This window comes from Sporosarcina beigongshangi (assembly GCF_033485195.1).
In the GTDB taxonomy this organism is placed as follows: domain Bacteria; phylum Bacillota; class Bacilli; order Bacillales_A; family Planococcaceae; genus Sporosarcina; species Sporosarcina beigongshangi.
The window spans coordinates 88,573-111,370 of record NZ_JAWLIR010000018.1; the positions used below are offsets into that span (position 1 = coordinate 88,573).

The 22,798-nt window shown below is 44.0% G+C and carries 17 protein-coding genes and 1 other annotated feature; of the genes, 3 read left to right on the forward strand and 14 right to left on the reverse strand.

From position 1 onward, the window contains the following. Window positions 1-56 precede the first annotated feature (56 nt). Window positions 57-728, forward strand: a complete 672-nt coding sequence (locus tag R2B77_RS10330) for a LytTR family DNA-binding domain-containing protein (protein WP_203245866.1) — start codon at window positions 57-59, stop codon at window positions 726-728. A 56-nt stretch (window positions 729-784) separates the two neighbouring features. Here R2B77_RS10330 and rbsB read toward each other — a convergent pair whose 3' ends face one another. Genes rbsB through R2B77_RS10360 form a run of 6 tightly spaced genes read right to left on the reverse strand, consistent with a single transcriptional unit; the run spans window position 785 to window position 6,412 of the window. Continuing rightward, window positions 785-1,702, reverse strand: a complete 918-nt coding sequence (gene rbsB, locus R2B77_RS10335) for a ribose ABC transporter substrate-binding protein RbsB (RefSeq protein WP_203245865.1) — start codon at window positions 1,700-1,702, stop codon at window positions 785-787. A gap of 13 nt (window positions 1,703-1,715) precedes the next feature. Beyond that, window positions 1,716-2,657 carry a ribose ABC transporter permease gene (rbsC, locus tag R2B77_RS10340; protein WP_212391039.1) on the reverse strand — a complete coding sequence of 314 codons (942 nt, stop codon included), beginning with the start codon at window positions 2,655-2,657 and terminating at the stop codon, window positions 1,716-1,718. Next, complete coding sequence (locus R2B77_RS10345) at window positions 2,644-4,140, reverse strand: sugar ABC transporter ATP-binding protein (RefSeq protein WP_203245864.1); 1,497 nt, start codon at window positions 4,138-4,140, stop codon at window positions 2,644-2,646. The genes rbsC and R2B77_RS10345 overlap by 14 nt, the downstream gene beginning before the upstream one ends. A 21-nt stretch (window positions 4,141-4,161) precedes the next feature. Next, window positions 4,162-4,551, reverse strand: a complete 390-nt coding sequence (gene rbsD, locus R2B77_RS10350) for a D-ribose pyranase (protein WP_203245863.1) — start codon at window positions 4,549-4,551, stop codon at window positions 4,162-4,164. Further along, complete coding sequence (gene rbsK, locus R2B77_RS10355) at window positions 4,548-5,432, reverse strand: ribokinase (protein ID WP_203245862.1); 885 nt, start codon at window positions 5,430-5,432, stop codon at window positions 4,548-4,550. Before rbsK ends, rbsD begins: the two co-directional genes overlap by 4 nt. Then, window positions 5,429-6,412, reverse strand: a complete 984-nt coding sequence (locus R2B77_RS10360; protein ID WP_203245861.1) for a LacI family DNA-binding transcriptional regulator — start codon at window positions 6,410-6,412, stop codon at window positions 5,429-5,431. The genes rbsK and R2B77_RS10360 overlap by 4 nt, the downstream gene beginning before the upstream one ends. 212 nt (window positions 6,413-6,624) lie before the next feature. Between R2B77_RS10360 and R2B77_RS10365 the strand changes: the two genes are divergently transcribed. Both R2B77_RS10365 and R2B77_RS18015 read left to right on the forward strand, forming a co-directional pair. Beyond that, entirely contained in the window at window positions 6,625-7,704 is a 1,080-nt protein-coding gene (locus R2B77_RS10365; protein ID WP_203245860.1) for a tetratricopeptide repeat-containing glycosyltransferase family 2 protein, read from the forward strand. A 436-nt stretch (window positions 7,705-8,140) separates the two neighbouring features. Next, window positions 8,141-10,582 (forward strand): exosporium glycoprotein BclB-related protein, encoded by a 2,442-nt coding sequence (locus R2B77_RS18015; RefSeq protein WP_450097608.1) that lies wholly within the window; start codon window positions 8,141-8,143, stop codon window positions 10,580-10,582. A 307-nt stretch (window positions 10,583-10,889) separates the two neighbouring features. Here R2B77_RS18015 and leuD read toward each other — a convergent pair whose 3' ends face one another. From leuD to ilvD, 8 genes are all read right to left on the reverse strand, one after another. Further along, on the reverse strand, window positions 10,890-11,483 hold the full coding sequence (gene leuD / locus R2B77_RS10380) for a 3-isopropylmalate dehydratase small subunit (protein WP_203245858.1): 594 nt from the start codon (window positions 11,481-11,483) through the stop codon (window positions 10,890-10,892). Between the two features lie 17 nt (window positions 11,484-11,500). Continuing rightward, a complete protein-coding gene (gene leuC, locus R2B77_RS10385; protein WP_203245857.1) occupies window positions 11,501-12,910 on the reverse strand; it encodes a 3-isopropylmalate dehydratase large subunit in 1,410 nt (469 codons plus the stop codon). Window positions 12,911-13,131: 221 nt separating this feature from the next. After that, window positions 13,132-14,232: a 3-isopropylmalate dehydrogenase gene (gene leuB, locus R2B77_RS10390; protein WP_203245856.1), complete on the reverse strand. Its 1,101-nt coding sequence runs from the start codon at window positions 14,230-14,232 to the stop codon at window positions 13,132-13,134. Window positions 14,233-14,251: 19 nt separating this feature from the next. Continuing rightward, window positions 14,252-15,802: a 2-isopropylmalate synthase gene (locus R2B77_RS10395; RefSeq protein WP_203245855.1), complete on the reverse strand. Its 1,551-nt coding sequence runs from the start codon at window positions 15,800-15,802 to the stop codon at window positions 14,252-14,254. Further along, complete coding sequence (gene ilvC, locus R2B77_RS10400; protein WP_203245854.1) at window positions 15,789-16,823, reverse strand: ketol-acid reductoisomerase; 1,035 nt, start codon at window positions 16,821-16,823, stop codon at window positions 15,789-15,791. Before ilvC ends, R2B77_RS10395 begins: the two co-directional genes overlap by 14 nt. 67 nt (window positions 16,824-16,890) lie before the next feature. Next, window positions 16,891-17,409: an acetolactate synthase small subunit gene (gene ilvN, locus R2B77_RS10405; RefSeq protein ID WP_203245853.1), complete on the reverse strand. Its 519-nt coding sequence runs from the start codon at window positions 17,407-17,409 to the stop codon at window positions 16,891-16,893. Further along, the gene (ilvB, locus tag R2B77_RS10410; RefSeq protein ID WP_203246561.1) at window positions 17,406-19,127 is read right to left on the reverse strand and encodes an acetolactate synthase large subunit; all 1,722 of its coding nucleotides are present in this window, start codon (window positions 19,125-19,127) and stop codon (window positions 17,406-17,408) included. Before ilvB ends, ilvN begins: the two co-directional genes overlap by 4 nt. Before the next feature lie 138 nt (window positions 19,128-19,265). Then, window positions 19,266-19,512 (reverse strand) — a binding site (T-box leader). A 29-nt stretch (window positions 19,513-19,541) separates the two neighbouring features. Beyond that, the gene (gene ilvD, locus R2B77_RS10415) at window positions 19,542-21,209 is read right to left on the reverse strand and encodes a dihydroxy-acid dehydratase (RefSeq protein WP_203245852.1); all 1,668 of its coding nucleotides are present in this window, start codon (window positions 21,207-21,209) and stop codon (window positions 19,542-19,544) included. Window positions 21,210-22,798 lie beyond the last annotated feature (1,589 nt).

The following is a 22,798-nucleotide window of genomic DNA, read 5'->3' on the forward strand; positions in this document are numbered from 1 at the left end:
AGGGATGAAGTGGTTGATTCAAAAGATGACTCACAGATTCGAAGGGGGATAAGGATATGACGATGGAGAAAACAGCTATTTCGAAAGAGATTTTACTACAATACGCTAGGATAATGGAAGATTGGATACCGAAGGATGCGGCTATTGCTATCGCAATTGGTGAGCATTATGTCTACTATGCAGCTGGACTGCACGACATCCAATTAAAAGAAGGGCAAGTCGTTAGACCTGGTAGCATTGCAGATCGAGTCATTATGGAGAGGCGCAAAATTGATACCATTATGGATAATTCATTGTTTGGCGTGCCCTATTATGGCATCGGCTATCCGATTCATCTGCACGATGAACCGGGGGCGCTGATCGTCATTCTCCCCCCTAATTATCATGTGTTAAAGCACGAACCCTTTCGCTTTCTGACCGGCAAGCAGCAGGATGACTGGAGTCTTCTGCCCATTGAACAGATTACGCATATAGAAAGCTTGCAAAAGAAAACATGGTTTTATGCTGAAAATGAGCGCTTTAACACGAGTTATACTTTGAAGGACTTACACTTACGTTTACCGAATACTTTTTTGCGCGTCCATCGTTCCTATATCGTCAACATTCCCTATATCCAGCGTATCAGTAGAGATTTCTCTTCGAATCTCATACTCATCCTAAAAGATGGCACCGAATTACCCGTCAGCCAAACATATGTCAATGAAGTGAGAAAAGCGCTTGGGTTCTGATATCATGCAAAAAAACAAGCCGCTAGGAAATCCCTAACGGCTTGTTTTTTTGTTTATTATTTTTTAATCAATTCTAATTCAACTGGAATAGATGCTTCTACTGTCTCACCTTTAAGTGATTGAACAGCGGCCTCTACCGCTTTTTTACCGATTAGTTCAGGTTTTTGAGCAACAGTTCCAGCCAGCTTGCCATCCTCGACAGATTTCACTGCATCATCTGTTGCGTCAAAACCGATTACTGTAATGTCCTTACCAGCAGCTTCAATTGCTTCCAATGCCCCAAGTGCCATCTCATCATTATGGGCGAAGACACCTACGATATCAGGGTTTGCTTGTAAAATATTTTCCATAACTGTCAAACCTTCAGCACGGTTAAAGTTCGCTGTTTGTTTAGCAACAACATCCAACTTACCTCCCGCAATTTCATTAAAGCCGGCCCCACGGTCACGTGCTGCTGAAGAACCTGCGATACCTTCTAGTTCAGCCACTTTTGCGCCATCACCAAGTAGCGAAACCATATATTGTCCCGCTAAAATTCCTCCAGCTTTGTTGTCTGAAGCGATGTGAGAAACAACTTCTCCACCTTCAGAACTGCGGTCAACTGTAATCACTGGAATTCCTGCATCATTCGCCGATTGAACAGTTGCTACAACTGCTTCCGAGTCCGTCGGGTTGATCAAAATCAAATCAACACCTTGTTGAATTAAATCTTCCACATCGCTCGCTTGTTTTGCAGCATCGTCTTGTGCATCAACAACCGTAAGTTTCGCACCCATTTCCTCTGCTTGCGCTTTCGCACCATCACTCAACGTTACAAAAAATGGATTATTCAATGTTGAAATTGAGAAACCGATTGTAAAGTCTCCCTCTCCACCTGTTGATTCTGACTCCTTTTTAGCACCTGGTGCTTCCGTCGAACATGCCGCCAAAACAAGCATAATCGCCATCAAAAACGCTACGTGAATTTTCTTCATTTTCCCCATCTCCTTATGCTGTTTTTTTACGATCCAATAATACTGCAACTAATATAACTGCACCCTTCACCACTTGCTGGAAGAAGGAGGATACACCAATTAAATTCAAACCATTATTCAAAACACCAATAATGAGCGCGCCGATTAACGTCCCGACGATCCAACCGCGTCCGCCCGTCAAACTTGTCCCACCGAGCACAACTGCTGCAATCGCATCGAGCTCAAACATACTGCCCGCTGTTGGTTGAGCGGAATTGAGCCGTGAAGTCAAAATCAACGCGGCAAGCGCAGCTAATGCTCCCGTCAATGAGTAGACGTAAATCTTAATACGATCTACGCTAATCCCCGACAGACTAGACGCTTCTTCGTTGCCCCCGACTGCGTAAACCCGACGACCAAACGTCGTCTTTTTCAAAATGAAATATAACACCCCAAATGTGATAGCCATCGTAATAACCGGTACTGGGATACCGAAGAAGTACCCTTTTCCTAGCAGTTGAAATGCCTGTGAATCACCAAGTCCAGATATCGGTCGTCCTTCTGTGTAGACCAACGTTAGCCCACGGAAAATCGTCATCGTTGCAAGTGTTGCAATGAAAGGAGCTACTTTTCCTTTGGCAATAATGACACCGTTGATGGCACCAAGCACTGCCCCTAGCAGTAACCCGAGGAACATCGCTAGTACAGGATCCACGCCACTAGCCATCATGCCAGCAGTGACCGCACCGGTTAACGCTAATATAGAACCGACGGATAAATCAATACCACCTGTTAAAATAACAAATGTCATCCCAAACGCGATCAATGCGTTAATGGATACTTGTCTCAAAACGTTAAGCAAGTTGTTTACTGTTAAGAAATTAGGACTCATGATTGTAATGATTACGACAATTAATAGCAGCCCAATAAACGGACCGATTTTTTGAAGTACCGATTGTGAATTAGATTTGAGCAACTTTGTCACCTCCCGTAGCGTAATGCATAATTCGTTCCTGTGTCATATCTTCCCGCTGCAATTCTGCCGTGACAGTTCCTTCGTGCATCACAAGCACGCGGTCAGCCATTCCGATAATTTCAGGCAGTTCCGATGAAATCATCAAAATTGCGACACCTCTTTCAGCAAGCTCATTAATAATCGAGTAAATTTCTTTTTTCGCTCCAACATCAACACCGCGCGTTGGCTCATCCAATAGTAAAACATCAGGCTCAATTCCGAGCCATTTCGCAATGACAACCTTTTGCTGGTTCCCACCACTGAGTGATTTTGCTAATTGGTGGGGACCCGAAGTTCGGATACCTAATCGTTCCACCATATCGTCATATAATTTTTGTTCTTCATTTGTCTTAATGATGCCTTTATTGGCGATTTTATTAAAATTCGTTAAGCTCAAATTGTCTTTTACCGAGAATTCTACAATTAATCCTTCCGATTTTCGGTCTTCCGTGACATAACCGAAGCTCAGTTTTTTAGCCTGCAAAGGATTCGTGATTTTAATGGGCTTACCATCAAGCAAAAGGTCACCTTTATGCAATTTCCGATAACCAAACAACGCCTGTGCAACCTCAGTTCTTCCGGCCCCCATCAAACCTGCGATGCCGAGAACCTCACCTTTTCGCAGCTCAAAGGATATATTTTCAAAGTGCCCGTTACGCGTCAATCCGTTAGCCGTCAATTTAACATTGCCAATTTCAGCATGACGTTCTGGGAAACGTTCCCCAAGCTCTCTTCCAACCATCATCTGTACAATTTCATCGAAGGATGTTTCTTTAATCTCTTTAACGCCAACATAGTTGCCATCGCGTAAAATGGTAATCCGATCACAAATCGCAAATATTTCTTCCATTCGATGCGAAATGTAGACGAAAGAAACCCCAGTTGCCTGTAATGCTTTAATCGTCTCGAACAATGTTTCAATTTCTCGATCCGTAAGTGCAGCTGTTGGCTCGTCCATAATAATCACTTCTGCATTCGAGGACATCGCTTTTGCTATTTCAATAATCTGTTGTTTCCCAACTGAAAGTTCACGAGCAACCGATTTCACATCGACATCCAATCCAAGTTCCGATAAGATTTTTGTCGCTTCCCGATTCATTTGACGTGTTTTTAAAATTCCGCTTTTACCAAATGTCTTTTCATTACCAAGGAATAGGTTTTCCGTCACAGTTAAATCTGGTAAAATATTGAGCTCTTGGTGGATAACCGCAATCCCGGCACGCTCGGCTTCCTTCGGATTTTTGAAATCAACCAGCTTCCCCTTTACCTTCACTTCACCCGTATCACGCGCATAAATACCGGTCAATATTTTCATCAACGTCGATTTCCCAGCACCATTTTCACCCATGAGAGCGTGAATTTCACCTTTTTCAATAGAAAACTCAACGTTATTCAGGACTTTATTGCCATCAAAAGCCTTTGAAATTCCGGTCATTTCAATCATGCTTGTTCACCCACCTTCAGTTTAGAATAGTACGCCAGACTGCAAAATAATATTCGCGTAAGGCGTTGCCTCACCTGTACGGATAATGACTTTTGAACGCCTTGTCAGTTGCTTAAAGTCTTCATGTGATAATTCAGCGATTTGCGAAATCTTCTGATGCACTTTGTTGAAAATCTCCGTATTCGCACTCACCATTTCACTCGCAATAAAAGCATATTCCACTTCCAAATCATCCAAAACAGCTTCTAGGATTTCAATGAAAGATGGTTTACCAATGATATAAGATAGGTCTATACAACGAACGCCATCTGGAATAGGTAATCCACAATCGGCTATTGTTATCTGATCTGTATGACCCAGCTTGGCAAAAGCCGCTGCCAGTTCACGGTTCAAAATCCCGTTTTTCTTCATCGGCGGTCACTTCCAAGTCTGGCTTCCACTTCTGCACGTGTCGGCATGCCGCCTTGCGCTCCGAATTTCTCAACAGATAATGACGCAGCTGCATTCGCAAATTGAACCGCTTCTCTCAATGCGTAGCCCTCAACAATTGCATAGGCAAATGCACCATTAAATGTATCACCCGCTCCTGTCGTATCGACAACCTCTGTCTTAAATCCTTCGACAATGATGTGTTGTTCACCGTCATAATAACGGGCACCTGCACTGCCAAGCGTCACAATTAATTTATTTGGATGACTTTCCAATGCTGCTTCCATATCCATCCCAAAAATCTGTTCACATTCCGTTTCATTCGGCGTTAAATACGTTGTATAACGCATAAATTCCTTATCATATCCACCTGCGGGTGCTGGATTTAATAACACGGGAATGTTTAAGGTAGAGCATAGTTCCAACGTGTATAAAATAGTTGGAATCGGGATTTCTAGTTGTAAGATTACTAGTTTACTTTTACGAATATTTTCTTGCATTTCATCGATGTAAGAAGATGTCAATTCGAAATTGGCACCTGGTACGACGATGATGCGGTTATCTCCCTCTGACAACAAAATATTTGCAATGCCAGAAGCCACTTCCGAACTTTGTCGAACCGCTGAAATATCGATTGCATTGGCTCGCAAATTTTCAAGAAGCTCCTCACCAAAGCTATCATTTCCCACACTCGCTACCATTTGCACTTGCCCACCAAGACGGGCCGCGGCTACTGCCTGATTGGCTCCTTTGCCACCCGGTACAGTTTTATATAACTGGCCTAAAACCGTTTCACCTTGTTTCGGGAAATCATCTGTCTGGACAACTAAGTCCATATTGATACTACCAATAACTGTAATCATTGTTCTTCACTCCTCGTTGTCCCCCGAATAACCAGCTTAACTGGAACTTGAATTTCTTTATCTTCCAGTTCAAGACCTTCTATTAATTTAATGAGCATCCGTGTCGCTAATGTGCCCATCTTATAAACATCCTGCGCTACTGTCGTTAACCCAGGTGTCAACATACCACCAAGTGTAATGCCGTCAAAACCGACTATTTGCAAGTCATCCGGCACCGTCATTCCTAACGTATGTGCCGCCTTCAACACACCCGCTGCCGACACATCACTACTCGCAAAAACGCCATCAATCCCTTTTATATCTGACAGAAACTCCAATGCAATCTTCTCCGACTGCTCAAAATGGAAAGGACATTCTATAATATGCGTTGTTATATCTTTCTCTTGAACTGCCTCTAGAAAGCCAGCGAGCCGATCATCTGCTGGCCCAAGTCCCTCGGGTCCGCGCAAACAAACAATATTTCGACAACCTTGTTCCAGCAAATAGGTCGTTCCCATATGCGCTCCTTCTTTATTGTTCGATGACACCGTAGGAATAGCCGCATGAATCGTACGGTCCAACGCAACAATCGGTAGCTCTAAGTCCTGATAATGGCTCGCCTGCAATTGATTGGTCGTGACGATAAAGCCCGCCACATATTTCTGCTTCAATGTTTCAATATAATGAATTTCTTTTTCAGGCTTCCTATCAGAATTGCACAGCACAACTGTATAGCCATACATCAACGCCACATCTTCTACTGCACGCGCAAGCTCCGGGAAAAATGGATTCATAATATCAGGTACAATTAATCCGATGAACTTCGTTTGCTTCGTACTCAAAGACCGGGCCACTAAATTCGGCCTATAATCTAAATCCTTAATGGCTTGCTCAATAACCTCTTTGGCCTCTTTACTGACATAGCCCTTTTTATTTAAATAACGTGAAATCGTCGCAACTGATACGCCCGCTTTCTTCGCTACATCTCGAATATTCGCCAACTAGTACACCCCTTCAACCTAATGTGTAACCGGTTACACACACTATAACAACAAAGAGATTTAGTTGTCAATACGCTTTTCGTAAAATAGATGCTGATCTACGCTCAGTAATTAGCGCTTGAAGATGCCTCCTGCCTAGCTAGTTGCCCCTTGCATTACCACACTATTCTCTTTCGCATATACATAGAATGAAAATGCTCGGAGGGATAAAAATGATCACAATTAGTTTATGCATGATTGTAAAAAATGAGGAAGAGGTCATCGGAAGATGCTTGGAGTCGGTTAGTGGGCTAGTCGATGAGATAATTATCGTAGATACAGGTTCGAGTGACCGAACAAAAGAAATTGTGAAAAAGTATACAAACCGTATTGTTGATTTTCAATGGGTCGATGATTTTGCAGCAGCACGTAATTTTTCATTTCAACAGGCGACGCAGGACTATATTCTTTGGTTGGATGCCGATGATATTTTTACAGAAGAAGACCGCAAGAAGTTCATATTGCTAAAGCAGTCGTTGTCTCCTGCAACCGATGCCGTTTCATTGAACTACCATTTAAGTTTTGATGAGGTGGGAAATGTAACTTCCCGATTGAGAAGATACCGCTTAGTTAAAAGAGAAAATCATTTTCAGTGGATTGGCGCAGTACATGAGTTTCTTTCTGTATCGGGAAATCTAATGGATGGAGATGCCGCCGTCACCCACTGCCCCTTAACCCATGATAGCGAGCGTAATCTTAGGATTTATCGTAAGTTGATTGAATCAGGTGAAACACTCTCTCCACGGGATACATTCTATTATGCCAATGAGCTAATGGATCATAGTCTTTTTGAAGAAGCTAGCCATTATTATAGGCAGTTTCTAGATTCAAAATTAGGCTGGGTGGAGGATAATATTCGGGCATGTTTGAAGCTCGCCAATTGCTATTATGAATTAAATGACGAAGAAAGTGCACTGCACGCAACTTTACAAACTCTTACCTATGACGTTCCGCGACCTGAGACTTGTTGTCGACTTGGCTATTACTTTATGGAACAAGGCAAAAACGAAGTAGCTATTCACTGGTACCATAGGGCGTTGCTATATGAAGAACAACAGCAGCTAAGTTTTCAAAGCACAGCATTTTCTACTTGGTTACCACATCTTCAATTATGCGTTCTCTATGATCGATTGAAACAATATGAAAAAGCTTATCACCATAACGAGTTAGCCAGAAAGTATAAACCGACGGATGATAGGATAGTCGGCAATAAAAAATATTTAGAGGATATGTTGAAAATAGATAATAATTGAGCAATTAACCTTAAACCGGAACGATGGTGATTTTAGCTACAATCAACGGGGAATTGGTTGGACATCGTTGCAGACTGCGTAAATAATGCGCCATATAAATGAATATCAAAACGAATAATCATATCGCGCTTAGTTTTTTTAGGATGAAATAGCCAATTATTAAATTGACTCATCTATGTAAGTATTTTAAACGCAAATAGTTGATTGCCCGTCCCTTCATCTCTATTGCGAATAAGATGTTACGGAAAGGAGGGATAAAATGAATTTTTATAATTATATGCGGCAACAATCTAGTAAATGTAATGAATCTAGTAGTTGCAGTGGATGTAATGAGTGTTGCGAATGCAATAACTGCTCATATTGTTGTCAATGTCAAGGAGCGACTGGACCGACCGGACCTACTGGACCACCAGGACCTACAGGAGCCCAAGGTCCAATGGGAATCACTGGTGCAACTGGACCGACTGGACCGACTGGAGCAACAGGAGCAACAGGTGCAACAGGCGCAACAGGCGCAACGGGCGCAACAGGCGCAACGGGCGCATCAGGCGCAACGGGCGCAACAGGCGCAACAGGCGCAACGGGCGCAACAGGCGCAACAGGCGCAACGGGCGCAACGGGGGCAACTGGACCTCAGGGGATTCAGGGAATTCAAGGTGTAACTGGAGCACAAGGACCTCAAGGAGTTCAGGGGATTCAAGGCGTAACGGGAGCACAAGGACCTCAAGGGACCCAAGGTATTCAAGGTGTAACCGGAGCGACTGGACAAACAGGTGGTACAGGTCCAACGGGGGCGACTGGAGCAACCGGACCACAAGGGAGTCAAGGCGTTACCGGACCTACTGGTGCCACTGGACCTACAGGTTCTACGGGGGCAACAGGGCCTCAAGGGATCCAAGGTGTAACTGGCGCGACTGGAGCAACCGGACCACAAGGGAGTCAAGGCGTTACCGGACCTACTGGTGCCACTGGACCTACAGGTTCTACGGGGGCAACAGGGCCTCAAGGGATCCAAGGTGTAACTGGCGCGACTGGAGCAACCGGACCACAAGGGAGTCAAGGCGTTACCGGACCTACTGGTGCCACTGGACCTACAGGTTCTACGGGGGCAACAGGGCCTCAAGGGATTCAAGGTGTCACTGGAGCGACTGGAGCAACCGGACCACACGGGATTCAAGGCGTCACGGGACCTACTGGAGCCACTGGACCTACAGGATCTACGGGGGCAATTGGACCTCAAGGGATTCAAGGAATACAAGGAATAACGGGAGACACTGCACCGCAGGGACTCCAGGGGATTCAAGGCGTTACCGGACCTACTGGTGCCACTGGACCTACAGGATCTACGGGGGCAATTGGACCTCAAGGGATTCAAGGAATACAAGGAATAACAGGAGACACTGGACCGCAGGGAATCCAGGGGCTTCAAGGCGTTACCGGACCTACTGGCGCCACTGGACCTACAGGGGCGACGGGACAGCAAGGGATTCAAGGTAGACAAGGAATAACGGGAGACACTGCACCGCAGGGACTCCAGGGGATTCAAGGCGTAACCGGACCTACTGGCGCCACTGGACCTACAGGGGCGACGGGACAGCAAGGGATTCAAGGTAGACAAGGAATAACGGGAGACACTGCACCGCAGGGACTCCAGGGGATTCAAGGCGTAATAGGACCCACTGGTGCGACTGGACCTACAGGGGCGACTGGACAGCAAGGGATTCAAGGTATACAAGGAATAACGGGAGACACTGGACCGCAGGGAATCCAGGGGATTCAAGGCGTTACCGGACCTACTGGCGCCACTGGACCTACAGGGCCAACCGGACCTACGGGGGCGACTGGACCTCACGGAATTCAAGGTATACAAGGAATAACGGGAGACACTGGACCGCGGGGAATCCAAGGGATTCAAGGTGTTACAGGACCTACCGGGGCGACTGGACCTCAAGGGATTCAAGGTATACAAGGGATAACGGGAGACACTGGACCGCAGGGACTCCAGGGGATTCAAGGCGGTACCGGACCTACTGGCGCCACTGGACCTACAGGGCCAACCGGACCTACGGGGGCGACTGGACCTCAAGGAATTCAAGGTATACAAGGAATAACGGGAGACACTGGACCGCAGGGAATCCAAGGGATTCAAGGTGTTACAGGACCTACCGGGGCGACTGGACCTCAAGGGATTCAAGGTATACAAGGGATAACGGGAGACACTGGACCGCAGGGAATCCAAGGGATTCAAGGGATAACGGGAGACACTGGACCTCAGGGAATCCAGGGAATTCAAGGCGTAACAGGACCTACTGGCGCCACTGGACCTACAGGGCCAACCGGACCTACGGGGGAAACTGGAACTCAAGGGATTCCGGGTGTTAGCGCGCTAATTCCATTTGCTTCTGGAACTTCAATCGTCACATTGAACACGTTAGCCTTAGGATTAGTCGGCACTCCAGCCCTTATAGGGTTTGGGACTTCTATGGCCGGCGTTTCCATCGCTGGCGGTTCATTCACACTTCCAGCTCTTAGCAACTTAGCCTTTATGGTTCCTCGTACAGGAACACTGACAAGTATATCAGCATTTTTCAGAAGTACTGTCGGGTTGAACCTTCCATTGTCCACAATGACTGTTCATGCGGAAATATATCGTGCAATCGGGGATAGCAGCACCTTTAACGCTACTGGCGTCACAGTAAATCTAGCGTTCCCTAGCACAATCTCGATTGGTACGGCAGTTGCCGATACCGCAAGTGGCTTCTCTTTTAATGTCAATGCAGGTGACCGTTTGTTAATGGTATTTTCTGCAACTGCTAGCGGTATTAATCTAGTAAACACTTTGACAGGAGAAGCAAGTGCAGGCTTGAGCATCAATTAATACAAGTGCGTGTAAAGAAGCTTTAAAAAGGAGATAAACAAGAACAAGATTCTTCTTAGAGCTTTGCCACTTCGATGAGCTAAATGACGATAACTCTGCTGAATTGATTGATAACGGCCTTGAATTGATCGATAACTCTTGGCAATTGATTGATAATGACTCCAAATTGATCGATAACTTTCTGCAATTGATTGAAAACCTTCCGATAATGCTTGTCGACGTAATGAAAACAATATTTTGGTGTAATATAAAAATTGGGGCTATCTAGGTAGTCAGTGTAAACTAACTTCCTAGATAGCCTCTTCTATTATACTGACTGTTTCACTCGTTCCTCGTACTTCGCAATATGATCTTCATATTGGAAAGTCAACGAAATCTCATCCCAACCATTTAACAACATTTGTTTGTAGTACGGGTCAATGTCAAACGAATACGTCTTGCCATCCTGTCCTGTCACCGTTTGCTTTTCTAAATTAACCTCTACCGAATAAGGCTGCTGTTGACCATTCGCCAACAACTCTTCTACTTCAGAAACCGTTAATTTAATAGGAAGCAGGCCATTCTTCATACAGTTGTTGTGAAAAATATCTGCAAAACTCGGAGCGATGACGACATTGAATCCATAATCTAAAATGGACCAAGGTGCATGCTCACGAGAAGAGCCACAACCGAAGTTTTCATGAGCAACCAAAATTTTCGATCCTTTGAATCGCTCATCGTTGAGCACGAAATCTTTTATTTCACTGCCATCCTCATTAAAACGCCAGTGATAGAATACATATTTACCGAATCCGGTACGCTCAATCCGTTTAAGAAATTCTTTCGAAATAATTTGGTCTGTATCTACGTTTTTACGATCAAGTGGCGTTACAACACTGTTCACTTCATTAATCGGTTCCATCTACTCATCTCCCTCCGTTATGCATTTGTACTTTGTAATTCTCTGACGTCAACGAAGTGGCCTGCAATTGCCGAAGCAGCCGCCATCGCTGGGCTCATTAGATGTGTACGAGCACCGGCACCTTGACGTCCTTCGAAGTTACGGTTTGACGTCGAAGCACAACGTTCTCCAGCTGGCACAACGTCATCATTCATTGCCAGACACATACTGCAACCTGACTCTCGCCATTCGAATCCTGCTGCTTGGAAAATAGCATCGAGTCCTTCATCTTCCGCCTGTTTTTTAACCGTACGTGAACCAGGCACGACAATTGCAGTCACGGATGAATGGACTTTCTTCCCTTCAATCACCTTGGCAGCAGCACGCAAATCGCTTAGTCTTGCATTTGTACAGGAACCAATAAATACATGTTGGATATCAATAGAAGTCAAAGGTACTCCTTCTTCAAGTCCCATATAAGCAAGCGCCTGCTTCAAAGCCTCTTTGTCTGACTCCGATTCAAAGTCCTTCGCATAAGGGACATGCGCTGAAATACCTGATCCCATCGCTGGGTTTGTTCCCCATGTCACAAATGGTTCGATTTCATCAGCATCAATTTCAACAACTTTGTCATATGTCGCGCCTTCGTCAGATGCAAGGGACAACCAAGATGCCGCCGCCTCGTCGAATGCTTCCCCTTCTGGAACATATCTGCGACCTTTTAAGTAAGCAACTGTCGTTTCGTCCGGGCTGATTAAACCGGCTTTCGCGCCTGCTTCAATCGACATATTACAAATCGTCATCCGTTCCTCCATCGTTAGATTTCGGATCGCTTCACCTGTATATTCTGCGATATGCCCTGTTCCCATATCGATGCCAAACTTCGCAATGATCGCTAAAATAATGTCTTTTGCTGTCACACCGAAACCAAGTTTTCCATTGATGCGGATTTCCATCGTTTTCGGCTTGGCTTGCCATAGCGTTTGTGTCGAGAGGACGTGCTCCACTTCACTCGTTCCGATACCGAATGCAATCGCTCCAAACGCACCATGTGTTGACGTATGGCTATCTCCACAAACAATTGTTTTCCCCGGTTGTGTCAGTCCAAGTTCTGGTCCGATAATATGAACAATTCCTTGGTCTGGGTGATCCATATTCGCAAGCTCAATGCCGAATTCATCACAATTGGATTGCAACGTGTTAATTTGCTTCCGCGCAATCGGATCTTTAATGGCATTCCTGTTACGCGTTGGAACGTTATGGTCCATCGTCGCAAAGCATAAATCAGGACGTCGTACAGTCCGATTCGCCAATCTTAGCCCTTCAAATGCCTGTGGAGAAGTCACCTCATGTAATAAATGAAGGTCGATATAGAGCAAATCCGGCTTCCCCTGTTCTTCGTATACGACATGCTGATCCCAAATCTTCTCAATAATATTTTTAGCCATGTGTGCTTCTCCTTCCTATTATAGATACTTATAAAAAATCTAAGAGGGAAGATGGACGGTATGCCCATTCCCTCTTTTTAATGTACTTCAATCAAATACGCCTTGGCGTATTTGCGTCCAGATTTTGAATTGAGCTTGCTCAATTAACTCCTTTCAACATCTGTGACATCCGCCGGAGGCCTAATTTAATTCAGCTGGGCTTTTGGCCAAGCTGAATTAAATTAAACGTATGAAAACATAATGCTATTGGAAACGAATTGCGTATCTAATTCATCCACAACTTTGGCAGCCCATTCTTTTGTCGATAAAACCCGTTGTCCCGGTGAAGCAAGATCCGCTGTGAAGAAGCCGTCCTCGAACACTGTGTTAACCGCTGCTTCAATCGCTGCCGCCTCTGTTTTCAAGTCAAAGGAATATTTCAACATCATCGCAACCGATAAAATCGTTGCTGCTGGATTGGCAATATCTTGACCTGCGATTTCAGGAGCTGACCCATGAACTGGCTCATATAATCCAAAGTTATCCCCGTTAATACTCGCGGATGGCAACACACCAAGAGACCCCGTAATAACAGATGCCTCATCACTCAAAATGTCACCAAACATATTTTCAGTAACGACAACATCAAATGCTGCCGGATTCGTAATTAATTTCATCGCACAAGAGTCGACTAATGCGTGCTCCACTTCGATATCTGGATACGCTTTTTTCTTCTCTTCCACCACTTCACGCCATAGCTTACTGGATTCTAGCACGTTTGCTTTATCGACAGACGTCACTTTTCCGCGACGCAGTCTAGCCAATTCAAATGCTTTTTCCACAATACGCTCAATCTCATCTCGTGTATATACGAGTGAGTCAACGGCCGCACTCTCTGTCCGTCTACTCGGTTGACCAAAGTAGATGCCGCCCGTTAACTCGCGGACAATCATCATGTTGACATCCTTCGCCACTTCTTCTTTTAGAGGAGATGCATGGAGTAAAGATGGTACTGCAGCTACCGGACGAAGATTAGCAAACAGGTCAAAATGTTTCCGGATAGCCAATAGCCCTTTTTCTGGACGTAGCTCCGATGGATTCTGATCCCATTTTGGTCCGCCTACTGCTCCGAGGAGAACGGCATCACTCTTTTCGCAAAGCTTAATTGTTTCATCCGGAAGTGGATTGTTAAATTGGTCAATCGCATTGCCACCGATTGCCCCGTATTCAATATGAAATGTATGATTAAAGCGTCTTCCAATCGTTTCTAGCACCTTTACTGCTGCCGCCGTCACTTCTGGTCCAATTCCATCGCCTGGTAATACCGCTACTCTCTTTTCCATAGGACTTCTCCTCCTTGTTTTAATTTAATTCAGATACAGCTGTTCTCACTGGATTTGCTTTTTTCATCAAATGTCTGTTAATGGCATTTAAATAAGCTTTAGCAGACGCTTGCAATACATCCTGTGCAACATCACGCCCGATAGACACTTCACCATCAATGCTTAAATTAACAACAGCTTCACCGAGTGCATCGCGTCCCTTGCCAATCGATGTTACACGATAATCAAGAATATGGACTTCTCCTGTGACCAACTGTTCCACTGTATTGAAAATAGCCTCCACTGATCCGGCACCTGTCGCTGAAACAGTAATTTCTTCACCACTCGGTTCAATCGCTGAAACAGTCGCTGTCGGAATATTAGCTGTCCCGTACTGCACTTGGACATTTATCAATTCATAGACAGGTGTATCTTTATATTTAATTTGTTGATCTGTGAATAAAACGAACAAATCATCTTCTGTAATTTCTTTTTTACGGTCTGCAAGTTTTTTGAACTCCGCAAACGCTTGGTTTAATTTCTCATCATTTAATTCAAAGCCCATCGTAATGGCACGATCCTTGAAGGCATGACGTCCAGAGTGCTTACCAAGTGCCAATGGCTCCGTTTTATCACCGATTAGTTCGGGTGTAATAATTTCATACGTTTGACGATTTTTCAAATAACCGTCTTGGTGAATACCCGATTCGTGTGCGAAAGCATTTTTCCCTACGACTGCCTTATTCGGTTGGATAACAACGCCCGTCAATTGGCTTACAAGCTGACTTGTGCGTTTAATTTCCTGCAAATTAATACCTGTTTCAAAACCATAAAAGTCTTTGCGGATATGTAGCGCAACTGCAATTTCTTCAAGTGCCGCATTTCCAGCTCGTTCACCGATACCGTTAATTGTCCCTTCCACCTGATCCGCACCGTTTTCAATCGCGGCGATGGAGTTGGCGACAGCCATCCCTAAGTCATTATGGCAATGTGCAGATAGTTTTACTTTATCGATACCTGTCACATTTTCTTTCAAGTACTTGAACAATGCGCCGTATTCTTGTGGCGTAGCATAGCCGACTGTGTCGGGAATATTGATCACTGTTGCACCTGCAGCAATGACTGGATTGATAATGCGAACGAGGAATTCCCAATCGGAGCGGAATGCATCCTCTGCTGACCATTGGACAGTCGGGAAAAACTTACGTGCATATTTCACAGCTTCTACTGCAATGTCTACCACTTGATCGGGTGTTTTTTGCAGCTTGTATTCCATGTGAATGGGTGATGTTGCTAAAAATACGTGTAAATGAGGTTGTTCCGCACCACGAAGTGCTTCCCATGACGTTTCAATATCGCTTTTCATCGCCCGAGCAAGACCTGTCACTGTCGAATTCTTTACCGTATTCGCAATGCGTTGAACCGCTTCAAAATCACCCGGGGATGAAGCAGGAAACCCTGCTTCAATAATTGTTGCCCCGAATCGTTCAAGCTGTTTGGCAATTTCTAATTTCTCAGCCGTATTTAGATTAATGCCGGCTGATTGTTCGCCGTCCCGAAGTGTTGTATCAAATATGTCAATTTTTCGCACTGCCCACCACTTCTTCCTCTTTTGTTTTGGCACCTTCATTCACAAATGGCATCATTGCACGAAGCTTTTGACCCACTTCTTCGATTTGGTGCTTCGCTTCTGCTTGTTCAATACGATTGAAGTTTGGACGACCGTTTTCGTTTTCTTCAATCCATTCCTTCGCAAATTTACCTGATTGGATGTCAGTTAGGATATCTTTCATGCGTGCTTTTGTATCTGCATCGACAACGCGTGGTCCTGAAACGAAGTCACCCCACTCAGCTGTATCTGAGATGGAGTAGCGCATGCCTGCCATTCCGCCTTCATACATCAAGTCAACGATTAGTTTTGTTTCGTGCAATGTTTCAAAATAAGCAAGCTCTGGTTGGTAACCTGCTTCTACAAGTGTTTCAAATCCTGCTTTTACGAGTGATGTTAAGCCACCGCAAAGGACTGCTTGCTCACCGAATAGATCCGTAACTGTTTCTTCTTCAAATGTTGTTTCAAGAACCCCACCGCGTGCAGAGCCAATACCTTTTGCGTATGCAAGTGCAACGTCTTTCGCTTTACCAGATACGTCTTGATAGATGGCGAACAATGCCGGTACACCTGCGCCTGCTTCAAATGTTCTACGAACGAGATGTCCTGGTCCTTTTGGTGCAACTAGGAATACGTCAACATCCGCTGGCGGTTTGATTTGGCCGAAGTGAACGTTAAAACCGTGTGCGAAGACAAGTGATTTTCCTGCTGTAAGAGCTGGAGCAATTTCTTCTTCGTAAACTTGTTTTTGCCTTTCATCTGGCAATAGGATCATGATGAAGTCTGCTTGCTCTGCAGCTTCTTTTACAGTTGTTACTTGAAGACCATCTTGTTTCGCTTGATCAAAAGATTTACCTGGACGTACACCAACAACTACATTAAATCCTGAATCTTGCAGGTTACGAGCATGTGCGTGACCTTGTGAACCGTATCCGATTACCGCGATTTTTTTATCCTGTAGAACTGCCTCGTTGATATCTTGGTTATAGTACATTTTTGTCATTTTAATTTCCTCCTAGTAGGTTGTTTGTTTTTTTATAGAATCATATGGGTATACCATGAATTCTTCGTTACTGTTTTAAAATCGATAACTGTGGTGACTGGATTTTTTGCATATCGCGTGTCATCGCTGTTGCACCTGTTCGCGTCAATTCCTTGATGCCGTATGGTTTGAGCAATTCAATGAATGCTTCAATTTTTTCCGGATGACCGACGACTTGATAGGTCACCACGCTTTTACTAGAGTCGAGAATTCTCGCCCGGAATGGCTCGATGATGCTGTTCATTTCACTTCTAACATGAGGCGGTGAAATGACTTTTACTAAAGCAAGCTCCCGCATAACAATGGATTTGTCTGTAATATCATTGACTTTCAAGACATCAATTTGTTTGGATAGCTGTTTAACGAGCTGCTCAATTTTTTGTTCATCATTCACATTGACGATGAACGTCATTTTGGACCTGTCGGGCTGGTCTGTGTGACCGACAGTAATGCTTTCAATGTTGAACTGCCTTTTCATCAATAGACCCGTGACCCGGTTCAAAACACCACTTTGATTAATAACCGTTACAGTAATGACTCTTCTCATTTCGGGCTCACCCCAATCATTTCATGTACGCCTTTACCTGGCGCTACCATCGGATAAACGTTTTCTAATCGTTTCACTCGGCAATCAATCAAAACGGGTTCATCCGACAAAAGTGCTTCTCGGAATACTGTTTCAGCTTCTTCCAATGTGTTGATTCGATACCCCTTAATGTCATAGGCTTCTGCCAGTTTGACGAAATCAGGTTGAACAGGTATCAAGGACTGTGAGTAGCGTTCCTCGTAAAACGTCTCCTGCCATTGGCGAACCATGCCAAGTGCTTCGTTGTTTAAAATTACAACTTTGACTGGAATACGAAGCTCTTGCAGTAAAGATAATTCCTGTGCAGTCATTTGGAAGCCCGCATCTCCAACAATGGCAACAACACGTTTATCCGGCTTTGCAATTTGTGCGCCGATTGCTGCAGGGAAGCCGAATCCCATTGTTCCAAGTCCACCTGAAGTTACCCAGTGATCTGGATTGTTCAGCGGATAATACTGTGCCGCCCACATCTGATGCTGGCCGACATCTGTCGAGACAATGGCATCTCCATTCGTTACTCGGTGGATGATTTCTACTGCTTGTTGAGCAAGTAAAGCATTGTCATCGGTGTTGTACCATAGAGGATATTCCTTCATTGACTCTTTTAAGTACGCTAGCCAATCAGCTGTTTCTGTTACAGTAATTTGTTGTTTTAAAAGCGCTCGCAATGCTTCTTTGGCATCTGCCACAATCGGAATTTCCGTTGGAACGTTTTTACCGATTTCAGCAGGGTCGATGTCGATATGAATAACTTTTGCGTTTGGAGCGAACTTTTCTAGATTGCCCGTCAGCCTGTCATCGAAGCGTGCACCAATATTGATAAGCACGTCACATTTATAAAGTGCCATGTTGGAAGTGACCGTTCCGTGCATACCCGCCATTCCAAGGAATAATTCGTGATCGCCACGGATGCCCCCTAGCCCAAGAAGCGTATTGGTCACCGGGATTTGATGTTTTTCTACGAATTCTTTCAATTCGTCCATCGCTTGTGCGTGAAGAATACCGGCACCTGCAAGGATAAGTGGCTTTTCCGCTTGGGAAATAGCTTGTGCTGCTTTTTGTATTTGTAAAAAGTTTGGAGTCGTTGTCGGCTGGTAACCCGGTAAATTGACTTCTGTATCCGCATCTTCAACTGGCACGAACAATCCAGTTGCAATGTCCTTCGGGATATCGACTAGAACTGGGCCTCTACGCCCTGTTGAAGCGATATGAAATGCTTCTTTTATGATTCTTGGCAAATCTGCCATGTTATTCACTTGGTAGTTATGCTTCGTAATCGGTTGCGTGATCCCAATAATATCGGCTTCCTGAAAGGCATCCGTCCCAATAACCGAGCTTGCAACTTGACCTGTGAAAACAACTAGCGGTAACGAATCCATCATCGCATCCGTAATACCTGTCACTAGGTTCGTTGCTCCTGGACCAGATGTTGCAATGACAACGCCAGGTTTTCCAGAAACACGTGCATAACCTTCCGCCGCATGAATCGCACCTTGTTCATGACGAGCAAGTATGTGAGAAATAGGGTTTTTATACAGCGCATCATAAATCGGTAAAACAGCCCCACCAGGATAGCCGAAAATTACTTCGACACCTTGGTCCTTCAATGCTTGAATAAGAACAGCCGACCCATCTTTCGGTTGGTTTGTTTGTTGTTCAGTCACAGTTTCCGGTGCCATTTCAGTTGTTACTTGCTTCGCTTGAACTCCAGCATTCATCTACAAACTCCTCCTTACTGTTTTATGGTTATTTAAATAATCAATTAATTCATTAAATAAAAAAAGCTTTTCATCCACGCAAAGAAATATCCTTCTTTACATAGGGATGAAAAAGCTTTTCATGGTACCACCCTTGTTCGTAGCAAATTCGCTACCTTATGAATAGACGAGTCTATTCGTTGCTAACGAGCACAGATTTCTCTACGCCCGAGATTGCCTATTGTTGCATTAGTTTCAGCAATCCACTCCGAGGGGATGTCGCGGTTGGTTGTATTACCGGCTTTCAGCACCACCGGCTCTCTGTGAATACGAATTCCAACCACTTTTACCTCATCAACGAGTTAATTTATTCAATTGTACCTCGGCAGAATAAAGTTAAATTTTCATTACGCCACCAGTACTTGCAGATGTCACAAGTGCTGAATATCTAGCTAACCAGCCTTTTTTAATTTTCGGTTCGAACGGTTGTAAGTTCGATTTACGTTCTGCTAAAACTTCATCGGCAACTTCGAGTTCAATTGTTCTATTTATTAAATCAATCGCGATGATGTCGCCATTTTCAACAAGTGCGATTGGCCCACCATCAGCAGCTTCTGGTGATATATGTCCGATTGAAATCCCACGAGAAGCTCCGGAGAATCGTCCGTCAGTAATGAGGGCTACCTTCGTGCCTAAACCGCGTCCTTGAATTGCGGATGTCGGCGCAAGCATTTCTGGCATTCCTGGTCCACCTTTTGGTCCTTCGTAACGAATGACCACGACATGACCTTCGCGTACAGTGCCATTATCGATGTTCTCTTGTGCATCATCTTGTGATTCAAAGACGATTGCTTCACCACGGAATTCTTTAATCGACGGATCAACAGCACCTACTTTAATGACTCCACCATCTGGAGCGATGTTTCCGAATAGAACGGATAAGCCACCGACCTTGCTATGCGGATTATCTTTCGTCCGAATGATTTTGTCGTTGAGAATCGGATAATCTGCCACATCTTCACCAATCGTTTTGCCTGTTATCGTAATACGGTCAGGGTGAATAGCACCTGGTATTTTAGTTAATTCATTAATAATTGCACTTACGCCGCCTGCTCTAAAAATATCATCCATTGAAACGTCTGAAGCTGGCATAATTTTCGCTAAATAAGGAACGCGCTCTGCCACTACGTTAATATCATGAACGTTATAATCAATTTCTGCTTCATGTGCAAGGGCTAATGTATGGAGAACTGTATTTGTTGAACCACCCATCGCCATATCTAAAGCGAATGCATCGTCAATGGCTTCTTTTGTAACGATGTCACGCGGCTTCACATCTTCTTTTACCATTCGAATCAAGTGCTTAGCTGCTTCTTTAATGAGACGATGACGTTCATTTGAAGTAGCTACAATTGTTCCGTTTCCTGGAAGTGCAAGACCGACCATTTCCATCAAGCAGTTCATGGAATTCGCTGTGAACATCCCTGAACATGAGCCACATGTTGGACAAGCATTGTTTTCAATATCGAGAAGTTCTTCGGCAGTCATTTTGCCTGCCTTGTAAGCGCCGACCCCTTCAAATACTGAAGTGAGCGATAATGCATTTCCTTCCGCTGATACGCCGGCCTCCATCGGACCGCCAGATACAAAGACAGAAGGGACATTCGTACGAACCGCCGCCATTAGCATTCCTGGTGTGATTTTGTCACAGTTTGGAATGTAGAACACACCGTCAAACCAGTGTGCGTTAATGACCGTTTCTGCTGAATCGGCAATGAGCTCTCGGCTTGGCAATGAATACCGCATACCGATATGTCCCATCGCAATACCATCGTCAACACCAATTGTGTTGAATTCAAACGGAACCCCGCCGGCTTCCCAAATGGCTTCTTTAACAATTTCCGCGAATTTGTTTAGGTGTTTATGTCCCGGAATAATATCAATATATGAGTTACAGACACCAATAAACGGTTTCTCTAAATCCTTTGTTTTTATACCAGTCGCGTAGAGCAAACTTCTGTGAGGTGCGCGATCCACACCTTTTTTTATCATGTCACTTCTCATTCGCACTCTCTCCTAATCAAATCACTCACATATTAATTGAAAAATAAAGTTCAATTCTTCATCGTTCATATATTTTGTATGATTACTCGTTTTTGTTTAAAAGTTTGTGATTTGAATCACGAACTAATATTGGATTGAAGCCATCATATCTTGGATTTCTACTAGAGTCAACAGTCTTTTTTAAATAATTAGCCAATTACAAATAGTGAGTTTGATTGAATGCGCTTACAAATCCCGACATACCGCGATATATTGCATACAAGATTTTTTCTCAAGATTAAAAGTTTTTTTTACTATGTGTACTCTAGGCACCTAATCCAAGCACTGGCACTTTTTATGCACTTCGAATTGTAGCTGTAACGAGAGCCACAATTCGAGACGAAATGTGTATAGTGTGCAACCAAATGCTGGGTTTCCAACGAAATCATCGAAGTGTCGAACTAAAACATGAAAGCGTACAACAAAACTTGATAACTCGCCAACCATTTTGTGAAAGTGTGCAACTAAATGCTGGGTTTCCAACGTAATCATCGAAGTGTCCAACTAAAACATGAAAGCCTCCAACAAAACTTGATAACTCCCCAACCATTTTGTGAAAGTATGCAACCAAATGCTGGGTCCCAAACGAAATCTTCGAAGTGTACAACTAAAACATGAAAGCCTCCAACAAAACTTGATAACTCTCCAACCATTTTGTGAAAGTGTGCAACAATATGCTGGGTTTCCAACGAAATCTTCGAAGTGTCCAACTAAAACATGAAAGCTTCCAACAAAACTTGATAACTCTCCAACCATTTTGTGAAAGTGTGCAACAATATGCTGGGTTTCCAACAAAATCTTCGAAGTGTCCAACTAAAACATGAAAGCTTCCAACAAAACTTGATAACTCTCCAACCATTTTGTGAAAGTGTGCAACAATATGCTGGGTTTCCAACAAAATCTTCGAAGTGTCCAACTAAAACATGAAAGCTTCCAACAAAACTTGATAACTCTCCAACCATTTTGTGAAAGTGTGCAACAATATGCTGGGTTTCCAACAAAATCTTCGAAGTGTCCAACTAAAACATGAAAGCTTCCAACAAAACTTGATAACTCTCCAACCATTTTGTGAAAGTGTGCAACAATATGCTGGGTTTCCAACAAAATCTTCGAAGTGTCCAACTAAAACATGAAAGCTTCCAACAAAACTTGATAACTCTCCAACCATTTTGTGAAAGTGTGCAACAATATGCTGGGTTTCCAACAAAATCTTCGAAGTGTCCAACTAAAACATGAAAGCTTCCAACAAAACTTGATAACTCTCCAACCATTTTGTGAAAGTGTGCAACAATATGCTGGGTTTCCAACAAAATCTTCGAAGTGTCCAACTAAAACATGAAAGCTTCCAACAAAACTTGATAACTCTCCAACCATTTTGTGAAAGTGTGCAACAATATGCTGGGTTTCCAACAAAATCTTCGAAGTGTCCAACTAAAACATGAAAGCTTCCAACAAAACTTGATAACTCTCCAACCATTTTGTGAAAGTGTGCAACAATATGCTGGGTTTCCAACAAAATCTTCGAAGTGTCCAACTAAAACATGAAAGCT

Excerpts from the sequence above, each read along its gene's own strand:
- R2B77_RS10330 (WP_203245866.1), top strand. The coding sequence starts at position 57 with ATGACGATGGAGAAAACAGCTATTTCGAAAGAGATTTTACTACAATAC.
- rbsB (WP_203245865.1), bottom strand. The coding sequence starts at position 1,702 with ATGAAGAAAATTCACGTAGCGTTTTTGATGGCGATTATGCTTGTTTTG.
- R2B77_RS10345 (WP_203245864.1), bottom strand. The coding sequence starts at position 4,140 with ATGATTGAAATGACCGGAATTTCAAAGGCTTTTGATGGCAATAAAGTC.
- rbsD (WP_203245863.1), bottom strand. The coding sequence starts at position 4,551 with ATGAAGAAAAACGGGATTTTGAACCGTGAACTGGCAGCGGCTTTTGCC.
- rbsK (WP_203245862.1), bottom strand. The coding sequence starts at position 5,432 with ATGATTACAGTTATTGGTAGTATCAATATGGACTTAGTTGTCCAGACA.
- R2B77_RS10365 (WP_203245860.1), top strand. The coding sequence starts at position 6,625 with ATGATCACAATTAGTTTATGCATGATTGTAAAAAATGAGGAAGAGGTC.
- R2B77_RS18015 (WP_450097608.1), top strand. The coding sequence starts at position 8,141 with ATGGGAATCACTGGTGCAACTGGACCGACTGGACCGACTGGAGCAACA.
- leuD (WP_203245858.1), bottom strand. The coding sequence starts at position 11,483 with ATGGAACCGATTAATGAAGTGAACAGTGTTGTAACGCCACTTGATCGT.
- leuC (WP_203245857.1), bottom strand. The coding sequence starts at position 12,910 with ATGGCTAAAAATATTATTGAGAAGATTTGGGATCAGCATGTCGTATAC.
- leuB (WP_203245856.1), bottom strand. The coding sequence starts at position 14,232 with ATGGAAAAGAGAGTAGCGGTATTACCAGGCGATGGAATTGGACCAGAA.
- ilvC (WP_203245854.1), bottom strand. The coding sequence starts at position 16,823 with ATGACAAAAATGTACTATAACCAAGATATCAACGAGGCAGTTCTACAG.
- ilvN (WP_203245853.1), bottom strand. The coding sequence starts at position 17,409 with ATGAGAAGAGTCATTACTGTAACGGTTATTAATCAAAGTGGTGTTTTG.
- ilvB (WP_203246561.1), bottom strand. The coding sequence starts at position 19,127 with ATGGCACCGGAAACTGTGACTGAACAACAAACAAACCAACCGAAAGAT.
- ilvD (WP_203245852.1), bottom strand. The coding sequence starts at position 21,209 with ATGAGAAGTGACATGATAAAAAAAGGTGTGGATCGCGCACCTCACAGA.